Source organism: Cyanobium sp. WKJ7-Wakatipu (assembly GCF_024345355.1).
Classification (GTDB): Bacteria; Cyanobacteriota; Cyanobacteriia; order PCC-6307; family Cyanobiaceae; genus Cyanobium_A; species Cyanobium_A usitatum.
In genome coordinates this window covers 13152-32606 of the sequence record NZ_JAGQAY010000009.1, presented here as the reverse complement: position 1 = coordinate 32606, position 19455 = coordinate 13152, and the positions used below count along the sequence as shown (strand labels likewise).

Here is a 19455-nt window from a genome sequence, read left to right as displayed (position 1 = left end):
TTTAGCGTTTGCGCAGCACTGTCCGGTCGTTGACACAACCCGGCACCACCTCTCCCCCCTCAGGGGAAAGAGCCGCCAGCTGGCGGGATGAATTGCGGCGTCAACTTGCAGCCATTCCCCCCCAGCGCCGCCGCGGCCTGCGCAACTTTGCCCCCGCCGCAACCGCCGCCACCCTTGATCTGGCAACTCCGCTTAGCAGGAGTGCCCCCCTGCTGGATCTAGCCAGCAACGACTACCTAGGTCTGAGCCGTCACCCCGAGGTGGTGTCAGCCGCCCAGGCCGCCGCGGCCAGCCAGGGACTGGGGGCGGGAGCCTCGCGGCTGGTGAGCGGCAGTCGGCCGGTGCATGGCGAGCTAGAGGCAGCACTGGCTGCCTGGCTGGGGCGCGAGCAGGTACTGCTTTTCCCCAGCGGCTTTCAGGCAAACCTGGCGGCGGTAGGGGCCCTGGCCGATCGCCACAGCCTGGTGCTGGCCGATCGGCTGATCCACCACTCCCTGCTCACCGGGGTGCGCGCCAGCGGTGCCCGACTGCAACGCTTCGCCCACAACGACCTGGCCCAGCTCGACTCCCAGCTGCAAGCAGCCCGCCGGCGCGCTCCCGGCCAGCGGCTGCTGGTGCTGAGCGAGAGCCTGTTCTCGATGCAGGGCACCAGTGTGGATGTGGCGGTCCTGACGGCCATCTGCGCCGAACACGGCGCCGCCCTGCTGCTCGATGAGGCCCATGCCCTGGGAGTGCTCGGCCCCGGCGGACGGGGCTTGGGCCACAACCAGCCCGAAATCGCCCTAATCAGCGGCACCTTCGGCAAGGCTTTTGGTGGCGGCGGGGCCTTTCTGGCCGGCGATGCCCTGGTGGGGGACTGGCTGCTGCAATCCAGCGGCGCCTTCCGCTACACCACGGCCCTAGCCCCACCATTGGCCGCCGGCGCCCTGGCCGCCCTGGCCCTGATTCAGGCCGAACCCCGCGGCGAGGCCCTGCTGCAGCGAGCCGCCCGTTGGCGCGCCTGTCTGGAAGCGGCCGGCTGGCCGCGGCCGCCGGGCAGCGGGCCGATCCTGCCGCTGCTGGTGGGCGACGATCACCGGGCTCTCGAGCTGCAACAACGCTTAGAAGCGGCCGGCCTATTGAGCGTCGCCATCCGCCCCCCCACCGTGCCTGAAGGCACGGCGCGGCTGCGGCTGGTGCTGCGCCACGACCTACCGGCGGGCACATTGGAGCGATTGCTCACGGCTCTGGGGAGTCCTGCATGCAGCTGATCGCCATGCACGGATGGGCCGGCGATGCCCAGGGCTGGGAACCATTCCACAGCGCCTGGAGCGCCCGTGGCTGGGCGTGGCAATGCGGCGAACGGGGCTACGGCGGGCAAGCGCCCAGGCCGGTGGCCTGGCAGAGCGGCCTGGGGCTGAAGCTGGTGATCGCCCACTCGCTAGGGCCCCATCTGCTGCCTGCCTCCGTGCTGGCCCAGGCCGATGCGGTGGTGCTGCTCGCCAGCTTCGGAGCATTCCTGCCAGGGGGGGCCAGCGGCCGGCGGCTGCGCAGCGCCGTGGCGGCCATGGGAAGCCAGCTGGCCGGCCCGGAAGCCAGCACCATGCTGCAAACCTTCATGGAGCGCGCCGCAGCCCCCCAGCCCCCCAGCCTGCTGTCCCCTGGCATCGCCGCCGCCCCCCTTGCTGCATCTGGCCGCCAGCGGCTGGCGGAAGATCTAGACCTGTTGGCGGCCACGGCGGGGCTACCGCCTGGCTTCCCGCCCCAGGCGCGGGTGTTGATAGTGGAGGGCGGCGAGGATCAGATCGTGAATACGCAAGCCCGCCACCAGCTGCGCAACCTCCTACCTGCCGCCGACAACCTGGTGCTGGCGGGCGTGGGGCATTGCCTGCTCAGCCCGGCCCTCGTGCCCACCGTGTGTGGCTGGATAGAGGGCCTGCCATGAACGCAAATCCAGTGCGCGACACGGTTTTGAGAGACACGCTTTTAAATGACACGCTTCTAAATGACGCAGGATTTAGCGCGCGAGTGAGCAGCCGCTTCGGCCGCCACGCAGCCGGCTATGCCCGCCATGCCCGCCTGCAGCAGGGGGTGGCCTGGCGCCTGGCCCACCTGTGCGCTCCTCTCCACCTTGCCGCCGGCCCCCGGGCCGATCTGGGCGCGGGCTCCGGGCTGGTGGGGCAGGCGCTGCGGGCTCAGGGATGCCAGCAAGCCCTCCTGCAGCTTGATATCTGCCCCGAACTACTGGCCCATAACCCCCAAACCTCTGCCGGCGGCCAGCTCAGCTGGGACCTCAACTTGGGGCTGCCGGAGCAACTGGACCAGGCCTCCCTGCTCACCTCCAGCTTCGCGTTGCAGTGGCTGGAGAATCCCCAAGCCCAGGTACAGCACTGGTGCGAGCAGTTGCGGCCAGGGGGCTGGCTCGGCCTGGCGGTGCCGACAAGCGCCAGTTTCCCCCAGTGGCACCAGGCCGCCGCGGCTGCAGGGGTGCCCTGCACAGCTCTGAGCCTGCCCGACGCCGAAGCCCTGCTGGCGGCGGCCAGCAGGGGCGGCCTGATGGCTCACTACAGCCGCCGGCTGCGCTTCAGCCGCGCCTACGGCAGCGGCCTCGGCTTTCTGCAGCAGCTACAGGGCCTCGGGGCCAGCGCCAGCCGGGCCAGCCGCCTCAGTGCGGCCCAGTTGCGCCGGCTGCTGCACTGCTGGCCAGCAGATGGCTGCGTCAGCTGGGAAGTATTAGTGCTTCTTGGTCAGCGAACCGGCCCATGAGCAGCTGCAGCAACGCCCTGGTGATCTGCGGCACCGACACCGACGTGGGCAAAACCGTGGTGAGCGCCCTTGTGGTCCAGGGGCTCGGGGCCACCTACTGGAAACCGGTACAAAGCGGACTAGAAGGTGGCGGCGACTCGGGCCGCCTGCAGGCCCTGCTGCAGCTGCCAGCGGAGCGGTTGCTGCCGGAGGCCTACCGGCTGCAGACGCCGGTGTCACCCCACTGGGCCGCCGAGCTAGAGGGCATCACGATCGACCCGGCCCGGCTGGCCCTGCCGGCAGTGGCCCGAGCATTGGTAGTTGAAACCGCCGGTGGGTTGCTGGTGCCCCTGCGCCGCGACTGGCTGCAAATCGATCAGCTAGCCGCCTGGGGGCTGCCGGTGCTGCTGGTGGCCCGCAGCGGCCTGGGCACCCTCAACCACACCCTGCTGTCGGTGGAGGCCCTGCGCCAGCGCTCCATACCCCTGCTGGGACTGGTGCTTAATGGCCCGCTCCATCCCGACAATCCCGCCACCCTGGCCGCCCTGGCCCAAGCGCCGGTGTTAGCCCAACTGCCACCTTTAGAACCGCTCACCGCCTCCGGGCTGGCTGCCCAATGGCAGGCGCAAGACCTGGGCCGTACCCTGACGGCAGCCATGGGCGCAGCCCCCAACCCCCACTGATGTGCAACCCCCACTGATGAGCAAGCAGCACTGGTTAATAAGTGGCGCCCTAGTACTGCTTTGCGGCGGCGTGTTGGTGCTGTTCACCGACGTAGAAACCTCCCTGGTTCGCTGGATCAACTGCGGGCCGCTCTCCAGCGCAGAGGAGCGCCAGAGCCGCATCTGCCGTTAAGGCCCCGCCAGGATCACCGCCTCGGCATCGGCCCGCGACAAGCCATAGGGAAAGTGACGCACGCACACCTGGCCGTCGCTGTGCCAGCTCACTTTGAGCTCGTCCACCTCCAGCTCAATCTGGGCGCTCCATTCGGGGCGGTGCAGGTCCCAGAGGCAGGGATTGGCGCGCTGCCGCTTGGCACCCAACTGCTCCAGCCAGTGCTCCAAAGCTGGCAGGGGGTGGTGGTACAGCGGTGTCTGGGAACTGGGCATCTCGGTCATGAAACCAACCCTGTCACGTTGGTGGGGGCGCCCTCAGTCCACCAGCTAGGCAATTGCACCAATTGGGCGCCGCGCATCCAGGCGACTCCCACACCCAGAACCAAGCTCAACACCAGGGCAAAACCCAGCAGCAGCAGCGCCAGCCACTCGCCACCAGAAAGATCACGCCGCACCGAAGCAGGCCGAGTAATGATGGTCGGGGGCGGTGCAACGGGGCTACTGGGCACCGAAGGCGGTCGCAGCTGGTCGTCGTAGCGCTGGCGCAGGGCCGGGTCGCTCAGCACCCCGTAGGCCTGCTGCAGCTGCTGGAAAGCCAATGCAGCCTCCCCAGCCGGCAGCACGGTGGTATCGGGGTGGTAGCGCTTGCTCAGCCCCCGGAACGCTTGGCGTAGCTCCTGCGGCGAGGCGCTCTGCTGCACCTGGAGCAACGTGTAATAACTAGGTGGGGAGCTGGCCAAGGGCAGGGCGCCGGGAAAACGATCCGGTCTGCGGGATCCTAGAGATCAGAAACCCGTTACCAAGCTGGATGGCTAGCACCCTCACCGGCAATGCCCTCTGGCAGGAGCTCGGCTGGCAGCCCAGCCCAGCCCAAGAACAGTCGCTTAGCGACCTGCAGGAGCAGCTGCGCCAATGGAATAGCAAGCTCAACTTGACCCGGCTGGTGGAGGACGACGACTTCTGGATAGCCCAGGTGTTTGACAGCCTCTGGCCCCTGGTGCCCCTGCTGCAATCGGGGGCAGCCCAGGCACCGCTGCGGCTGATCGATGTGGGCACCGGCGGTGGCTTCCCCGGCCTAGCACTAGCGATCGCCTTTCCCCAGGCCCAGTTGACCCTGGTGGATTCGGTGGGGCGCAAGGTGGAGGCGGTGCAGGCCATGGCCGCAGCGCTAGGGCTTGGGGAGCGTGTGCAGCTGCGCTGCGAAAGGATCGAGCGCACCGGCCAGCAGCAGGCCTGTCGGGGCCAGTTCGACTGGGCTCTGGCCCGGGCCGTGGCCAGCGCGCCAGTGGTGGCCGAATACCTGGTACCGCTGCTGCAACCCCTGGGGCGAGCCCTGCTTTATCGCGGCCAGTGGTCAGCCAATGACCAACGGGACCTCAACGCCGCCCTTATCCCCCTGAAGGCTGGCATCGACCAGTGCCTGGCCAGGGAATTACCTAGTGGCCGGGGTAGCCGCCACGCCCTGGTGGTTAAACCGCTGGCCCCCTGCCCGCGCACCTATCCCAGGGCCGTGGGGCTGCCGGCTAAGCAGCCCCTAGGCGCGGCAACGTGCGCTTGAGCCGCACCGGCGATGGCACACCAAGGGGAAGAATTTCCTGGCCGTCTAGCTGCTGCTGCAACTCGGGCAACTGCTCATAAGCAACCCAATGGATGCAATCAACGGGACAGGTATCAATCGCCTCCTGTATCAGCTCGGTGGAGTCGCCGTCCTGGCGAATCGCCCGGGAGCGGCCCCAGTGGGGCTCAACCGCAAAGGTGTTGACGGCCACGTGGGCGCAGTAGCGGCAGCCAATGCAGACAGCCTCGTCAACCCAGACGGCCTTCTGACCCAAAGCTCCACCCAGCAGTGGTTCGTGACCACTACGCCGTGACTCGGGGGAAAGGGCGGTGGCGGTGAACGCCAGGGAGGGATCAACCATGCCGGGGTGAGCTCCCGGATCTAGGCCCAACGGGTAACCACCAATTCAATGGAGCCGTCTTGCTGCTGGGCTGGCTCGCTCACCTGGAAACCCTCCTCAGCCGTGGCGGCCAGGATGCTGCGCAGGGCATATCGCTGATTGAGCTGGGCCAAGAAGCGCTCTACCGGCACGGCCTGATTCCAGAGGTCGAGATCGGTCACCAGCTCATAGCTACCGGTTTCAGGATTGAGGCGAAAACCGATATCAGCGCCATTGGGCTGGGCCACAGCCAACTGGGCCTCCACGGTTTGGCCGCGATAACCGCGCACCATCAAACTTCCCTGCCTTGGGCCATGGCCCAGATCCTCGAGAGCCTCGAGCAAGGACTGGCGATCACGGAGCTCGGTCTTGATGGTGCTGAAGTGCGACATCGATCTAGGAAGAGGTAATTGGTTCAGGAGAGAGACTGGACCTGGCTTTGCTGGACCTGGCTTTGCTGGACCTGGCTTTGCTGGGCCTGTCGCTCGCAGAGAAAGGCCTCAGCCGTTGACCGGCGCTGCTGCACAACTCCAAGCCTGGCCTCAATGCGCTCAGTGAGCTGCTCGCACGCCATGCCATTCAGCCCTTCCACCAGCTCATCGACGCGCCCATCGGGATGGATTCGATAACGGATGGTGAGCTGATCCATCTCACGCTGGAAAGGTTTGAAGATGTTAACCAGGAAATCCTGCTCCTGTTCAGCTGAGCAACCCCTCCTCCACCAGGGTCTGCAGACGCTCCAACACCTCCGGCTGCTCGAGCTGCTCAAGGGCCAGCCGGGCCTCATCGCGCACACCCGATTCGAAATCGTTGAGCATGGAATGCAAAAGGGACTCAACCACCAGCTGCTGCCGGGGCTCCACCAGCTCGCCGTAGAGGCGACCGAGGGCCCAGGCGCTGTTGCTGCGCACCGCCGGCTCACTGTCGATGCGCATGCTGAGCAACAGCTGGGCCGCAGCTGGATCGGCCTTTGCCGGCCCGGTGCAGCCCGCCTCAGCCAGGGAACTGGCAGCCCAGAGGCGCACCGCGGAGATATCCACCTGCAGGGAGCGGATTAGGGGATTAAGGATGGGAGCGTCGGGGTAGTTGCCCAGGCTCCAGGCCACGGCCTTGCGCACGTAGCCGTTGTCATCTGAGACCAGCAGGCCCAGCAGGGGCTCAACCGCCTGGGGGCTGGGGTTGCGGCCCAAGGCGTAGACCGCGCTCATCCGCAGGATCGGGCAGCTCTCCTTCAGCAGCGGCAGCAACAGGGGCAGGGCCCGGGGATCACGGTGTTCACAAAAAATGCGCAAACCCTGCATGCACCGCTCCTGGCTGTCTGCCCCTGCATCGCCCCGCAACAACGCCAAGCCCAGATCGCACTCGGCCGCTACATCACTGGCCGTTGGATCACTGCTATCAAGATCGTCGAGCGGATCACCGCGCAGCTCTTCTGCCAGCTCCTGAGCCAGCATCTCGGGGTCGAGGTACAGCTCCTGGGGACTGCCACCGAAGGGACTATCCCCACCGGACGGCTTATCGGACTGGGGAGAAACGCTCACAACGTTGACTCAGCCAATCGGGGCGGGGGCCGCCATGTCACCTGGCAACCAGATGCGGGCGCTCACGGCAAACAGGGCCAGACCAAACAACACCACAATCGCGGCCGGCAGCAGGGTGGAGCGAAAAAATTGCACAGCCGAGGCGTTTGCGAGTGCTGGCTTCCATCATCGCCCCTAGGGTTCGCCGAATAACGCCTATGTGATGGCAGATAAGAGTTCTGGCAGCTGGCGGCGTCTAACAGCTGTGACCGCCGAGGGAGTAGCCAGCGGCACCCCGCTGATGGTGGGCAGCAAGTTGCTGCAGGGCTGGCTCACCGCCAGCGGAGTACCTCTCGCCCTGATTGGCCTGATCCCGCTAGCTGAGCTGCCGTACACCCTCAAGCTTTTCTGGGCGCCGCTTTTAGACCGCTGGCCGATCGCCTGGCCCGATCGCCGCCGCGGCTGGCTGCTGCTGATGCAGCTAATCCTGGTGCCTGTGATTGCGGCGATGGCCCTGCTGCAACCCAGCACTAATCCAGCCAGCCTCACCGCCATCGGCATCGCGGCCCTGGTGCTGGCCGTCTGCAGTGCCACCCAGGACATCGCTGTCGACGCCTACCGCACCGACCTCCTGCCCGAAGCGGAGCGGGGGCCAGGTGCTGCCGGAGCCACCCTCGGCTACAGGGCCGCCATGCTCGCGGTGGGTGCCGGTGGCTTCCTGCTGGCTGATCGCTTTGGCTGGCCGGCCGCCTTCCTTGCCGCCGCAGCTCTGCTGGCGGCCGTAGTGCCCTTCACCATCTGGGCCCCGGCCCTGCAACCGGTGCAACACCCGGTCAAGAGCCTGCGGCAGGCGGTGCTTGGTCCAGCGCGGGAGTTCCTGTTCCGGGCGGGACCAAACCGGGCCTGGCAGTTGCTGCTGCTGGTGCTGCTCTACCGCTGGCCCGATGGCCTACTGAACGCCATGGCCATCCCCTTCCTGAAATTGCAGGGGTTCAGCGATGCCCAGATCGGCTTGGTGCAGGGGGGCTGGGCGATTGCCGCCACCATGGCCGGCACCGTGATTGGCGGCGTGCTGTTTGCCCGGATCGGCATGAACCTCTCCCTGTGGCTGTTTGCAATCGCCGGCGTTTGCGGCAACCTCACCTATTGGGCCTTGGCCCAGTTCAATTGGGGCTTCGGTGGGCTGATCGCCGCCGTGAGCCTGGAGAACCTGAGCGGAGGCATGGTGGGCGCGGTGTTTGTGGCGCTGCTGATGAGCCTCTGCAACCCGCGCTTTTCGGCCACCCAGTACGCCCTACTTTCCGGCATCTACGCACTGAGTCGCTCGCTGCTGTCGGCCCCGGCCGGCGTGGTGGCGGGCAACGTGGGCTGGCCCATGTTTTTCCTGGCTACGGCCGCTGCCGCCATACCCGCTTTTCTGCTGATGCTGCAGCTCACCCCCTGGGGGGAAAAGGAAGCACGCGGCGCCTTCGATCCCAGCCGCGACGCCACCTGATCAAGCTCCAGCTCACGCCGGCTCCAGGCTGCCCTCAAGCCGGCGACGTAGTTGGCCGCAAGCTGCATCGGCATCGAGGCCGCGGCTAGCCCGCACACTGACAGCCACGTGGCGATCGATCAGGGCCTGTCGAAACGCTTCCACTGCGCCAAGCGCCGGACGCTGGAATTCCTCCTCGGCAATTGGGTTGTAAGGGATCAGATTCACATGACTCTGGAAGCCACGCAGGAGCCGCGAAAGGGCCTCCGCATGGCGGGGCTGGTCGTTTAGCCCACCCAGCAGGATGTATTCAAAACTCACCCGCCGGCCGGTGAGCTCAACGTAGTGGCGGCAATCGGCCAGCAACGCCTCCAGGGGGTAGGCATGGGCCGTGGGGATCAGCTCCTCCCGCAGCTTCTGGTCAGGGGCATGCAGGCTCACCGCCAAGGTGAACTGGGCCCGACCCAGCCGCTCTAGGGCCTGCTCCGCCAAGGTGGGCAGGCTTTTGGGCACCCCCACTGTGCTCACGGTGATCTGGCGCTGGGCCATACCGAGATCGGTGCAGAGGCAATCGATCGCTGCCAGCACCGCCTCGCTGTTGAGGAGGGGCTCACCCATACCCATAAACACCACGTGGCTGGGGCGCTGGTCCATCACCTCACGCACGCTCAGCACCTGATCAACGATCTCGTGCACCGCCAGGGAGCGCTGCAGCCCCCCTTTGCCGGTGGCGCAAAAACGACAGGCCATCGGGCAGCCCACCTGGCTGCTCACACACACCGTGAGCCTGCCTTCTGCGGGGATGCCCACGGTCTCGAGGCTGAGGCCGTCGTGAGTACCCAGCAATAGTTTTGTGGTGCCATCGCGGGCGACGCTGCGGTGCAGCTCCCGCGAGCGACCGATCCAGTCGGATGCACCACTGGGGGGCTGGCCGGCCAGCTGGTCCCGGAAAGCCTTTGGCAGCACCGTTACCTGGTCGAGGCTGCGGGCTCCCTTGGCGTAAAGCCAATCGTGCAGCTGACGGCCGCGGAAGGCGGCTTGACCATGGCCAACAGCCCACTGCTCAAGGGCCGGCAAACCCATCCCCAGCAGGGGAGTGGCTAGCGGCGCAGCGGGCGATGTGCTCAAGGCCAGATCAGCAAGCCGTGGCCCAGCTTCCACTCCGCCACAAGCAGGGCAATAAAACCGAGCATGGCCATGCGGCCATTGAGCAGCTCGGTGTGGGTGTGGAAGCCAAATCGGGGCAACCGGCGCTGGGGCACCGGCGTATTCAGGCTGGTGCGGGCGGAATCACTCATCGGTGAGCAGACCCTCTTCCTGTAGGCCCTCGAGGGCAGCGGGATCAGCGATCAGCTCCTCCTCCAGACCCTCCTCAACGGATGGCCTGGTAAAAGCTGCCGTGCCGCTGGCGCTGGCTTCGATGCCATGGCGGCTGCGAGTTGCCTCAAGATCCGCATCGGAGGGATCATCCAGCACGGCCATCGACGCCGCCGGGGCAGGCATCTCGACTGTGTAATCGGGACGCAGGTTCTGCATACGGCGATAGCCCATGGCCTCCTCTTCGAGGATGTCGGGATGGGGGCCCGCCTCTGCCCGCAGCTCCTCTTCGAAGCCGCTGAAGCCAGTACCAGCAGGGATCAGGCGGCCGATGATCACGTTCTCCTTGAGACCGCGCAGCCAGTCGCTCTTGCCCTCGATGGCCGCCTCCGTGAGCACCCGGGTGGTCTCCTGGAAGGAGGCAGCCGAGATGAAGCTGTCGGTGTTGAGCGAAGCCTTGGTGATACCAAGCAGCACCGGTGTGAACTCGGCGGGCGCGCCACCGGTGATTGCCATGGCGCTATTGACCTGCTCCACTTGACGCAGCTCGATTAGCTCACCGGGCAGCAGGGTGGTGTCCCCGGCATCCTCGATGCGTACCTTGCTGGTCATCTGGCGCACAATCACTTCGATGTGCTTGTCGCTAATCGCAACTCCCTGGCTCTTGTAGACGTTCTGCACCTCCGTGACCATCCGGAACTGCAACTTGGAGATCGCCTCCTGGGCCGCGTCCATGGTGGGCTTGCGGCTGCGCAGATCTTCGAAGAAGCACTCCAGCAACTCGTGGGGATTGATCGGGCCGTCGGTGAGCGATTCACCGGCGTGCACCTGCTGGCTATCACTCACCATCACGTTGCGACCCAAAAGGATTGGGTACTCGGTGATGGCATCGTCGTGCTCGATAACCGAGACGGTTATCGAGTCATCGTCATCACCCTGCTTGATCTGCACGGTGCCACTCTTGCGGCAGAGAATTGTGGATTCCCGCGGACGGCGGGCCTCCAGCAGCTCCTCGATACGGGGCAGACCCTGCACGATGTCGCCTGTCTTTTGACGTTCGAACACCAGCAGGGCTAGGGCGTCACCGCGCTGCACCAACTCGCCATCACGCACGTGCAGCACGGAGTCGGGCGAAACCATGTAGGGGCGACCGAGGCGAATCGTGAGGGTGCTGCCGTTGATGGCCTCCACCTGACCGCAGCAAGGGGCTTCGACCCCTTCCGCCAGCCGGTCCCCGTCGACGATGCGCTGCTCAACCCCAACCTCACACTTGGCCGAACCAAGCTCGATGTTGCGGGTGTCGCCATCGCGCTCCACGATCAAACGGCGAATCGGCTCGCCATCGACCAGATCAGGCAGCTGAACCACTCCATCCTCCTTGCAGAGGATTTGGGTGGTGGCTACCACATCGCCGCGCTTCACAGCAATGCCGTCTTCCACCTGGAGATCGGTGTGGGTGGAGCCGTGGCTGGCGTCGGAGAGGGTGTCGCGACGCACAAGCAGGGTTTCCAAAATCGTGAGCTGCAGGCGCTCGATCGTCTTAGCCCGCTTATCAGACACCGCTTCCACATCCACCGTCATCTGGGGAGTGGTGTCGATGGTTTCCAGGATCAGCTGGGTGCGCAGCAGCTCCACTCCATCAACGCTCTTGATTAGCTCGCCGTCCTTAAAGGCCAGGCGTTGGGTGGCCTTGAGATTCAAAGAGGGGCCGCCAGACTGTTTAACCGCTCCTAATTCGGGCAGGTGGGCAGCATCTGGGATGGCGTACTCCTCAACCGGACGCAGCAGCAGGGCCCCACCGTCGGGGGTTTCAACTGACTCAACAAACAGAATCGCCTCTGCCTTAAGACCCTTGGCGATCTCCTCGCCAGGAGTAACCATCTTGCCGTCAGCAAATTTGCTGATGGTTTTACTATCGGAAACAAGGTGCAGAGTGCCTGAGCGCACAACGATTTCCCGAAGAATGTCGTTCTTCTGGGTCACCGTGACGATGCCTGCGGTCTGGCTGAAGATGTCCTTCACCACCTCGGTGCCAGCCTCAATCCACTGGCCATCCTCAATCATCAACAGGGAGATATCCTTGTTGATCTCGTGGGTTTCCTGGGGGATCCACAGCAGGGTGCCGCCCTTGCTCACCTCGTAGCCGTTCTTGGCACTACGGGCTTTCTTGATCGAAAGGCCAGGGGCAAACTTGACGGTGCCTCCGGTCTGGGTGCGGAAGCGGTCGTCGGCGAGCTCCGCGATCACCTCACCATTAGCGATCTTGCTGCCCGGAGCGGTATTGAGGCGGTAGCGGATGTTGTCCTTGCCCTCGAGGTGCCAGATCTCGCCGGAGTGGGTGGATTCACCAACCAACTTGCAGTCTTTGAGGGTGAGACTGGAGGTAACAATCTGTACCTCGCGGGAGTCACCGGCGCTGTCACGCAGGCGCACGGCGCCGCCGTACTCGCTCACTAGGCGGCTTTCGGCCAGCACTTCCCCGGTGGTGACGGGCTTGTTGCCGCCCACCACGGGCAGGGCATTGGGGGGCAGGTTGTAAACGTCTCCGCTGAACACCCACATCCGGCCCAGGCGCTGGGCCTTGAGGGTGATGTTGCCCTGGCGGTCGGTGACCTCCTTGGGCTGGATCGCATCCTCATATCGCACCTGACCGGCCAGGTCGCAGATCACGTCCTTGGTGGCCTTCTCAATGCTCTTTTTAACCGCCACGCCAGCAGCGATCTGGGCCAGGATCGTGTCCCCGGGCACGGTGTCGCCATCAGCGACAAACAGAATCGAGCCACTAATAATATCGAGCTTTTGCAGCTTGCCTTTACCCGTGGGCTTAACGCTGAGGGTGAAGTCTGTTTCGGCTAGCTGGGCCTCCACACCGTGGGGGGTGCGGAAGGGGCGCACCCGAGCCTTGGGCCCGAATTCGACCGTGCCATCTACTAAAGAGCGCACCACGCCGGATTCGGCCGTAGACACACCACCGGTGTGGAAGGTCCGCATCGTCAGCTGGGTGCCGGGTTCACCGATCGACTGGGCAGCGACGATGCCGACGGCTTCGCCCAGATCAACCAACTGGTTGTGGGCTAGGGCCCAGCCATAGCACTTACGGCACACCGAACGAGAGGCCTCACAGGTAAGCGGCGAACGCACCTTCACCGTTTTCACACCACCTGCCTCGATCCGGCGCGCCAGGATCGGATCGATCTCACCGTCGCGATCAACAATAATTTCGCCGTCCTCTGCCACCACGGGCTCGGCTGCTAAGCGGCCGATCAACCTGAAACCAAACCTGCCTTTCTCATCAGCATCGATCGGAATGCTGCGGGTTGTACCGCAGTCGTCTTCCCGCACGATCACGTCCTGGGCTACGTCTACCAAGCGACGGGTGAGGTAGCCGGAGTCTGCTGTACGCAGGGCGGTGTCCACCAAACCCTTGCGGGCGCCGTAGGAGGAGATCACGTATTCGGTGACCGTCAGACCCTCACGGAAGTTGGTGCGAATCGGCAAGTCAATGATTTCCCCCTGGGGGTTAGCCATCAAGCCGCGCATGCCCACTAGCTGGCGCACCTGGGACATATTGCCCCGGGCGCCGGAGTTGGCCATCATCCAAACCGAGTTGAGTGGATCGTTCTCGTTGAAGTTGCGGCGAACCGCAGCCACGAGACGTTCGTTGGTTTCGGTCCAGGTGTCGATCACCTTGGTGTGACGCTCAACCTCGGTGATCTCACCAAGTCGGTAGCGCTCTTCGGTTTCAGTGATCTGCTCCTCGGCTTCAGCCAGCAGAGCAGCTTTGTCACCAGGAATGCGCAGGTCGTCGACGGAGATCGAAACGGCGGCCTGGGTGGCGTAGTGGAAGCCGAGATCCTTGAGCTCATCAGCCAGTGAGGCCGTAGCAGCCGTGCCGTGGTGCTTGTAGGCCCAAGCGACCAGATTGCGCAGCGCCTTCTTGTCGATGATGCGGTTGCGGAAGGGTGGCGCCTGCTTGCTAAGCGCCTTGCTCGCCTTTAGTGCTGCAGCAGCTGCAATTTCGAGAGCGGCTGCCTCAGCGGCCTTCTTGGCGCTCTTCTTGGTGGTTTTCTTAGCGGGTGTGGCTGTCATGGCTGCGCGCAGTTGATAGACGTAAGAGGAAGGAAAACGGAAACCCGGAACCTTTAATCCGGAACGGCCGTCAGGTCGCAGCCACGGCGTCGATGATCGTGTGGTTGATCACGACGCGTCCAACGGTGGTGAGCAGGTAGCGGCTGATAAGGGCGCCATCTTCATCAAAGCGATCGCGGCGGAACAGCCACTGCTCGATGCGAGTGCCGTCGCTGAGGGTTTCTTCTTTTTGGGGCTGCTTGTCCTCGTCGTCGTTCTCCACCTCGCCGCTGAAACGCACCCAGATCCAATCGTGGAGGTGAAGGTGCTTCTCCTCATAGGCATCAATCACATCGTCGAGGTTGGCGAAGGTCTTGGCCCGGTCGCCAAATTCAGGCTTGATGGCTCCAGGCTTTTCGGCCGTGAGGTAATAAGCGCCAAGAACCATGTCCTGGGACGGGGTGATGATCGGCTCGCCAGTGGCAGGCGAAAGGATGTTATTGCTCGCCAGCATCAACATGCGGGCCTCAGTTTGAGCTTCGATCGCCAGCGGCACGTGCACGGCCATCTGGTCACCGTCAAAGTCGGCGTTGAAGGCCGGACACACCAGGGGGTGCAGCTGGATGGCGCGACCATCAACCAATATGGGCTCAAAGGCCTGGATGCCAAGACGGTGCAGGGTCGGAGCTCGGTTCAGCAGGATCGGATGACCTTCGATCACCTCCTGAAGCACCTGCATAACTTCATCGTCGGCGCGCTGAATCAACTTCTTAGCGGCCTTGATGTTGTTGACGATGTTCTGGCGGATCAGGCGATGAATCACGAACGGCTGGAACAACTCGATCGCCATCTCCTTAGGCAGGCCGCACTGGTGCATCTTCAGCTTCGGACCCACCACGATCACGGAACGACCGGAGTAGTCGACCCGCTTACCAAGCAGGTTTTGACGGAAGCGGCCCTGCTTACCCTCGATGATGTCACTCAGCGACTTCAGAGCTCGGTTGTTGGCGCCCACCACGGTGCGACCACGGCGGCCGTTGTCGATTAGGGCGTCTACCGCCTCCTGCAGCATCCGCTTCTCGTTGCGAACGATGATTTCAGGAGCCAGGATCTCCTGCAAACGGGCCAACCGGTTATTCCGGTTGATGACGCGGCGGTAGAGATCGTTGAGGTCTGAGGTGGCGAAGCGGCCGCCATCGAGCTGCACCATCGGGCGCAGGTCGGGCGGAATCACCGGGATCACATCGAGCACCATCCAGTCGGGACGGGCACCAGTGGCGATGAAGTTGTCGATCACGCGCAGGCGCTTGATCAGCTTGGCGCGCTTTTGCCCCTTGCTGGCGGCAATGTCCCCACGCAGCTGCTCAGCGGTCTCGTTGAGTTCAAGATCTTCCAGCAGTTGCTTCAAGGCCTCGGCGCCGATGCCCACTACGGGCTCATTCTCAATATCCGAATCCTCGGCATAGATCTGGTCCTCAATCTCCAGCCACTCATCTTCCGTAAGAAGTTGCTTGTAGGTGAGGTCTTTGTGGTCGCCCGGATCGAGCACCACGTAGCAGTTGAAGTAAACAATCTGCTCCACATCCCGCAGGGGCATGTCGAGCAGGATCGCTACATAGCTGGGAATGCCCTTGAGATACCAAACATGGGATACGGGGGCAGCCAGCTTGATGAAACCCATGCGGTGGCGGCGCACCCGGCTCTCCGTCACCTCCACACCACAGCGCTCGCAGACGATGCCGCGGTGACGCACCCTTTTGTACTTGCCGCAGTGGCACTCCCAGTCCTTGGACGGGCCAAAGATCTTCTCGCAGAAGAGCCCGTCCATCTCGGGCTTCAGCGTGCGGTAGTTGATGGTTTCGGGCTTGGTTACCTCACCCACCACTTGACCGTTGGGCAGCGTGCGCTGCCCCCACTGCATGATCCGCTCCGGCGACGCCAAGGTGATCTTGACGTAGTCGAAGTGGTTTTCAGTGCGGAGGTTGCTGTTGGACATCGGCTTGCAGCTCGCGGAGATCGAGAAAGGAATGGGAGGCACGGCTTCGCCCGCTGGAGGAGCGATCCGCGATCAATCAGCGATCAGTCGTCGTCATAGTCCGCGACGCCGAGGGATTCGTAGGTGGGGCGGCTGGGGGTACTGCGGCGGGGGTTGACGTCCTGCATCAGATCCACTTCTTCGCCGGCGTCGGTATAGACGGCGATGTCTAGACCCAGCGACTGAAGCTCGCGCATCAGCACCTTGAAAGACTCCGGCGTGCCAGGACGGGGAATCGGCTTGCCTTTAACGATGGCGTTGAGGGCCTCGTTGCGACCCTGCATGTCATCGGACTTGACGGTGAGCAGTTCCTGCAGGGTGTAGGCGGCGCCATAGGCCTCAAGAGCCCAGACCTCCATCTCACCGAGACGCTGGCCGCCCTGCTGGGCCTTGCCGCCCAAGGGCTGCTGGGTAACCAGGGAGTAGGGGCCGGTGGAGCGGGCGTGGATCTTGTCGTCCACCAGGTGAACCAGCTTGAGGATGTGGGCGTACCCAACAGTCACGGGCTGGTCAAAAGGCTCACCGCTGCGGCCGTCGATCAACTGAATCTTGCCTGGGTTATCGGGGTTGTAGACCCATTCCTTGCCGGGCAATTTGGCGGCTTCCTCGAGGTAAGCCTGCACGGTCTGTTTCGACTTTTCAGCGCCGTGCATCTCGTCAAATGGCACCACCTTGACCCGGCAGTCGAGGTGGGAAGACGCCCAACCCATCAGGCACTCGAACACCTGGCCCACATTCATGCGGCTCGGTACCCCTAGGGGGTTGAGCACGATATCGATGGGGGTGCCATCGGGCAGGTAGGGCATGTCCTGCTGGGGCAGGATCCGGCTGATGATGCCTTTGTTGCCGTGGCGGCCGGCCATCTTGTCGCCAACCTGAATCTTGCGGCGCTGGGCCACATAGACCCGCACAACCATGTTGGCGCCGGGCGGCAGTTCGTCGCCCTGCTCGCGGGTGTAAATGCGCACGTCCACAACCCGACCCCTTTCAGTGCCAGGCACTCGCAGGGAGTTGTCACGGACGTCGCGGGCCTTCTCGCCGAAGATTGCACGCAGCAGCTTCTCTTCGGGGGGTTGGTCGGATTCACCCTTGGGGGTCACCTTGCCCACCAGGATGTCGCCGCTTTCGACGTAGGCGCCGATGCGGATAATTCCCATCTCGTCGAGGTGGCCCAGGCTCTCCTCAGCCACATTAGGGATCTCCCGCGTGATCTCCTCAGGCCCAAGCTTGGTCTGACGGGCTTCGATCTCGTACTTCTCGATGTGAACCGAGGTGTATAGATCGTCATGCACGAGACGATCGCTCAGCAGGATCGCGTCCTCATAGTTGTAGCCCTCCCAGGGCATGTAGGCGATCAGCACGTTTTGCCCCAGGGCGATCTCGCCGCCCTCGCAGGCAGAACCATCGGCCAGCACTTGACCGGCAATCACCGGATCGCCCTGGCGAACGATTGGTCGCTGGTTGAGGCAGGTGTCCTGGTTGGAGCGCTGGTACTTCTGTAGGTGGTGCACATGGTCGGTGCCCTGCTCATCGCGAATCACGATGGCTGTGGCATCGACAAAGGTGACCGTGCCATTGACCCGGGTGATCGGCACCATGCCGGAGTCGCGGGCCACCTGGGTTTCCAGACCGGTACCCACCAAGGGACGCTCTGGCCGCAGCAGGGGCACGGCCTGGCGCTGCATGTTCGATCCCATTAGGGCCCGGTTGGCGTCGTCATGCTCCAGGAAGGGGATCAAGGAGGTAGCTACCGAGATCACCTGCACCGGCGAAAGCTGGACGTAATCGACCTGCTCAGGGGGCACCTTCTCAAAGTCCTGGCGATAGCGCACAGGCACCAGATCTGCGGTGATGTAGCCATCGGAGTTGGTGGGCACGTCGCCAGGGGCTACGCGGCACTCATCCTCGATATCAGCAGAAATGTAAATGGGATCACCGCTCTTATGGACTATGCCCTCTTCCACCCTCCAGAACGGCGTCTCGATGAAGCCGTACTCATTGACTCGGGCGTGGGTAGCCAGGGAGCCAATTAAGCCTGCATTTGGTCCTTCCGGTGTCTCGATCGGGCAGATGCGCCCGTAGTGGGACGGGTGGATGTCGCGAACCGCAAAGCCGGCCCGTTCGCGGGTCAAACCGCCTGGGCCCAAGGCGCTGATCCGGCGCTTGTGGGTTAGCTCCGCCAGCGGGTTGGTCTGGTCCATAAACTGACTCAGCTGGCTGGAGCCAAAGAACTCCTTGATCGCCGCCACTAGGGGCTTGGGGTTCACCAGCTGGGCAGGGGTAAGCGATTCGGTTTCACCGACCGTCATGCGCTCTTTGATGATGCGCTCGAGCCGGTTGAGACCGACCCGGACCTGGTTTTGCAGCAGCTCTCCCACTGAGCGCACCCGGCGATTGCCGAGGTGGTCGATGTCATCGAGGCTGGCGCCGCCCACATCGAGCTCGAGATTGATCAAGTAGTCGATGGTGCTGAGCACGTCCTCAGGGGTGAGGGTGCGCACCGCATCGGGGATGGTGAGGCGAAGCTTTTTATTGATCTTGTAACGACCGACGCGACCTAGGTCGTAGCGCTTGGCATCGAAGAAGCGGCTGTGCAGCAGGGTCTGGCCGCCGCTGACAGAGGGAGGCTCACCTGGACGCAGCTTTTTGTAGAGCTCAAGCAGAGCTTGATCTTCGGAAGAAATGCCCTCGTCGTTGGCCGACTCGATCGACTTCTGATAGTACTCGGGATGGCGAAGTTTATCGAGCACGTCGTTGTCAGACAGGCCGATAGCCCGCATTAAAACGTGGGCGTTGATCTTGCGCGTCTTGTCAACACGAACGTGCAGCAGGTCGTTTTTATCAGTTTCAAACTTCAACCAGGCACCCCGGTTAGGGATCAGGCTGGCGTTGAAGGTTTTACGGCCGTTTTTATCCTGTTCGTCCTTGAAATAGACGCCAGGTGAGCGCACAATCTGGTTGACGATTACCCGCTCGGCACCGTTGATGATGAAGGTGCCTCGCTCGGTCATCAAGGGCAGCTCGCCGATGAAAACCTCTTGCTCCTTGATCTCCCCTGTCTCCTTATTAACCAGGCGACAGGTGACATACATCTGGGATGCAAAGGTCGCGTCACGACGCTTTGCTTCTTCAACGTCGTGACGTGGGCGCTTCAGGCGGTACTCGCTACCGATGAAGTGCAGCTCAAGCTTGCCGGTGTAGTCAGTAATCGGCGAAAAGCTCTCGAGCTCTTCGATCAGGCCCTTCTCCAGGAACCATTTGAAGCTCGCGCGCTGCACCTCCACCAAATCGGGGAGGTAAGTGGCGGTCTTGGCGACCTGGATCGCGCTGCTCATGCGGTGAACCTGCAGGAACGGGTGGATAAGGACTGGGCAGTGGAACGCATCTGACGCCGATCACCGCTGACTTGAATGCTCCGCAACCGACCACACAAACAGCCGCTCCCCTCGTAGGGAACGGCTGCCCGCGGGGGCATGCTTAACGGGGTCGCTTCAAGAATGCAGACGTCGACAACAAGCAGCGCTTCCGCTTCCAGACCAATAAA

19 protein-coding genes are annotated in these 19455 nt (G+C 63.6%); 7 read left to right on the top strand and 12 right to left on the bottom strand.

All coding sequences use genetic code 11. From position 1 onward, the window contains the following. Nucleotides 1-92 precede the first annotated feature (92 nt). The 5 genes from KBY83_RS07280 to KBY83_RS07260 are packed head-to-tail and all read left to right on the top strand — an operon-like array spanning nt 93 to nt 3579. A complete protein-coding gene (locus tag KBY83_RS07280; RefSeq protein ID WP_396093635.1) occupies nt 93-1250 on the top strand; it encodes an aminotransferase class I/II-fold pyridoxal phosphate-dependent enzyme in 1158 nt (385 codons plus the stop codon). Nucleotides 1251-1255: 5 nt separating this feature from the next. Further along, on the top strand, nt 1256-1924 hold the full coding sequence (locus KBY83_RS07275) for an alpha/beta hydrolase (protein WP_255018952.1): 669 nt from the start codon (nt 1256-1258) through the stop codon (nt 1922-1924). Then, nucleotides 1921-2745 carry a methyltransferase domain-containing protein gene (locus KBY83_RS07270; protein ID WP_117434958.1) on the top strand — a complete coding sequence of 275 codons (825 nt, stop codon included), beginning with the start codon at nt 1921-1923 and terminating at the stop codon, nt 2743-2745. The genes KBY83_RS07275 and KBY83_RS07270 overlap by 4 nt, the downstream gene beginning before the upstream one ends. Then, nucleotides 2742-3407, top strand: coding sequence for a dethiobiotin synthase (bioD, locus tag KBY83_RS07265; RefSeq protein ID WP_255018951.1), 666 nt, complete (start codon nt 2742-2744; stop codon nt 3405-3407). Before KBY83_RS07270 ends, bioD begins: the two co-directional genes overlap by 4 nt. 16 nt (nt 3408-3423) lie before the next feature. After that, complete coding sequence (locus KBY83_RS07260; RefSeq protein WP_255018950.1) at nt 3424-3579, top strand: hypothetical protein; 156 nt, start codon at nt 3424-3426, stop codon at nt 3577-3579. On the opposite strand, the gene KBY83_RS07255 is transcribed toward KBY83_RS07260, so the two are convergent. Both KBY83_RS07255 and KBY83_RS07250 read right to left on the bottom strand, forming a co-directional pair. Further along, nucleotides 3576-3842: a DUF3143 domain-containing protein gene (locus KBY83_RS07255; RefSeq protein ID WP_106502354.1), complete on the bottom strand. Its 267-nt coding sequence runs from the start codon at nt 3840-3842 to the stop codon at nt 3576-3578. The two genes, KBY83_RS07260 and KBY83_RS07255, sit on opposite strands and share 4 nt — an antisense overlap. Further along, nucleotides 3839-4300 carry a J domain-containing protein gene (locus tag KBY83_RS07250; protein ID WP_255018949.1) on the bottom strand — a complete coding sequence of 154 codons (462 nt, stop codon included), beginning with the start codon at nt 4298-4300 and terminating at the stop codon, nt 3839-3841. The genes KBY83_RS07255 and KBY83_RS07250 overlap by 4 nt, the downstream gene beginning before the upstream one ends. Before the next feature lie 68 nt (nt 4301-4368). On the opposite strand from KBY83_RS07250, the gene rsmG reads away from it, so the two are divergent. After that, nucleotides 4369-5118, top strand: a complete 750-nt coding sequence (gene rsmG, locus KBY83_RS07245) for a 16S rRNA (guanine(527)-N(7))-methyltransferase RsmG (RefSeq protein WP_255018948.1) — start codon at nt 4369-4371, stop codon at nt 5116-5118. Here rsmG and KBY83_RS07240 read toward each other — a convergent pair. The 5 genes from KBY83_RS07240 to KBY83_RS07220 form a co-directional block, all read right to left on the bottom strand. Further along, complete coding sequence (locus KBY83_RS07240) at nt 5084-5479, bottom strand: ferredoxin (protein ID WP_255018947.1); 396 nt, start codon at nt 5477-5479, stop codon at nt 5084-5086. The two genes, rsmG and KBY83_RS07240, sit on opposite strands and share 35 nt — an antisense overlap. Nucleotides 5480-5499: 20 nt before the next feature. Continuing rightward, nucleotides 5500-5889 (bottom strand): DUF1257 domain-containing protein, encoded by a 390-nt coding sequence (locus KBY83_RS07235; protein WP_255018946.1) that lies wholly within the window; start codon nt 5887-5889, stop codon nt 5500-5502. 23 nt (nt 5890-5912) lie between these two features. Beyond that, entirely contained in the window at nt 5913-6146 is a 234-nt protein-coding gene (locus tag KBY83_RS07230) for a DUF2997 domain-containing protein (RefSeq protein ID WP_255018945.1), read from the bottom strand. Nucleotides 6147-6195: 49 nt separating this feature from the next. Then, the gene (locus KBY83_RS07225) at nt 6196-6951 is read right to left on the bottom strand and encodes a HEAT repeat domain-containing protein (RefSeq protein ID WP_255018994.1); all 756 of its coding nucleotides are present in this window, start codon (nt 6949-6951) and stop codon (nt 6196-6198) included. A gap of 96 nt (nt 6952-7047) precedes the next feature. Next, a complete protein-coding gene (locus tag KBY83_RS07220; protein WP_254931229.1) occupies nt 7048-7173 on the bottom strand; it encodes a hypothetical protein in 126 nt (41 codons plus the stop codon). 67 nt (nt 7174-7240) lie between these two features. On the opposite strand from KBY83_RS07220, the gene KBY83_RS07215 reads away from it, so the two are divergent. Then, a complete protein-coding gene (locus KBY83_RS07215) occupies nt 7241-8512 on the top strand; it encodes an AmpG family muropeptide MFS transporter (protein ID WP_255018944.1) in 1272 nt (423 codons plus the stop codon). Nucleotides 8513-8524: 12 nt separating this feature from the next. Here KBY83_RS07215 and rlmN read toward each other — a convergent pair whose 3' ends face one another. The 5 genes from rlmN to rpoB all read right to left on the bottom strand — a co-directional run bounded on the left by rlmN (nt 8525) and on the right by rpoB (nt 19246). Further along, complete coding sequence (gene rlmN / locus KBY83_RS07210; RefSeq protein ID WP_255018993.1) at nt 8525-9574, bottom strand: 23S rRNA (adenine(2503)-C(2))-methyltransferase RlmN; 1050 nt, start codon at nt 9572-9574, stop codon at nt 8525-8527. Nucleotides 9575-9615: 41 nt separating this feature from the next. Continuing rightward, nucleotides 9616-9789 (bottom strand): chlorophyll a/b-binding protein, encoded by a 174-nt coding sequence (locus KBY83_RS07205; RefSeq protein ID WP_106502361.1) that lies wholly within the window; start codon nt 9787-9789, stop codon nt 9616-9618. Continuing rightward, nucleotides 9782-13897 carry a DNA-directed RNA polymerase subunit beta' gene (locus KBY83_RS07200; protein WP_255018943.1) on the bottom strand — a complete coding sequence of 1372 codons (4116 nt, stop codon included), beginning with the start codon at nt 13895-13897 and terminating at the stop codon, nt 9782-9784. The genes KBY83_RS07205 and KBY83_RS07200 overlap by 8 nt, the downstream gene beginning before the upstream one ends. A 70-nt stretch (nt 13898-13967) precedes the next feature. Continuing rightward, on the bottom strand, nt 13968-15872 hold the full coding sequence (locus tag KBY83_RS07195; protein WP_255018942.1) for a DNA-directed RNA polymerase subunit gamma: 1905 nt from the start codon (nt 15870-15872) through the stop codon (nt 13968-13970). Nucleotides 15873-15955: 83 nt separating this feature from the next. Further along, nucleotides 15956-19246, bottom strand: a complete 3291-nt coding sequence (rpoB, locus tag KBY83_RS07190) for a DNA-directed RNA polymerase subunit beta (protein ID WP_106502364.1) — start codon at nt 19244-19246, stop codon at nt 15956-15958. Nucleotides 19247-19455: the final 209 nt, after the last annotated feature.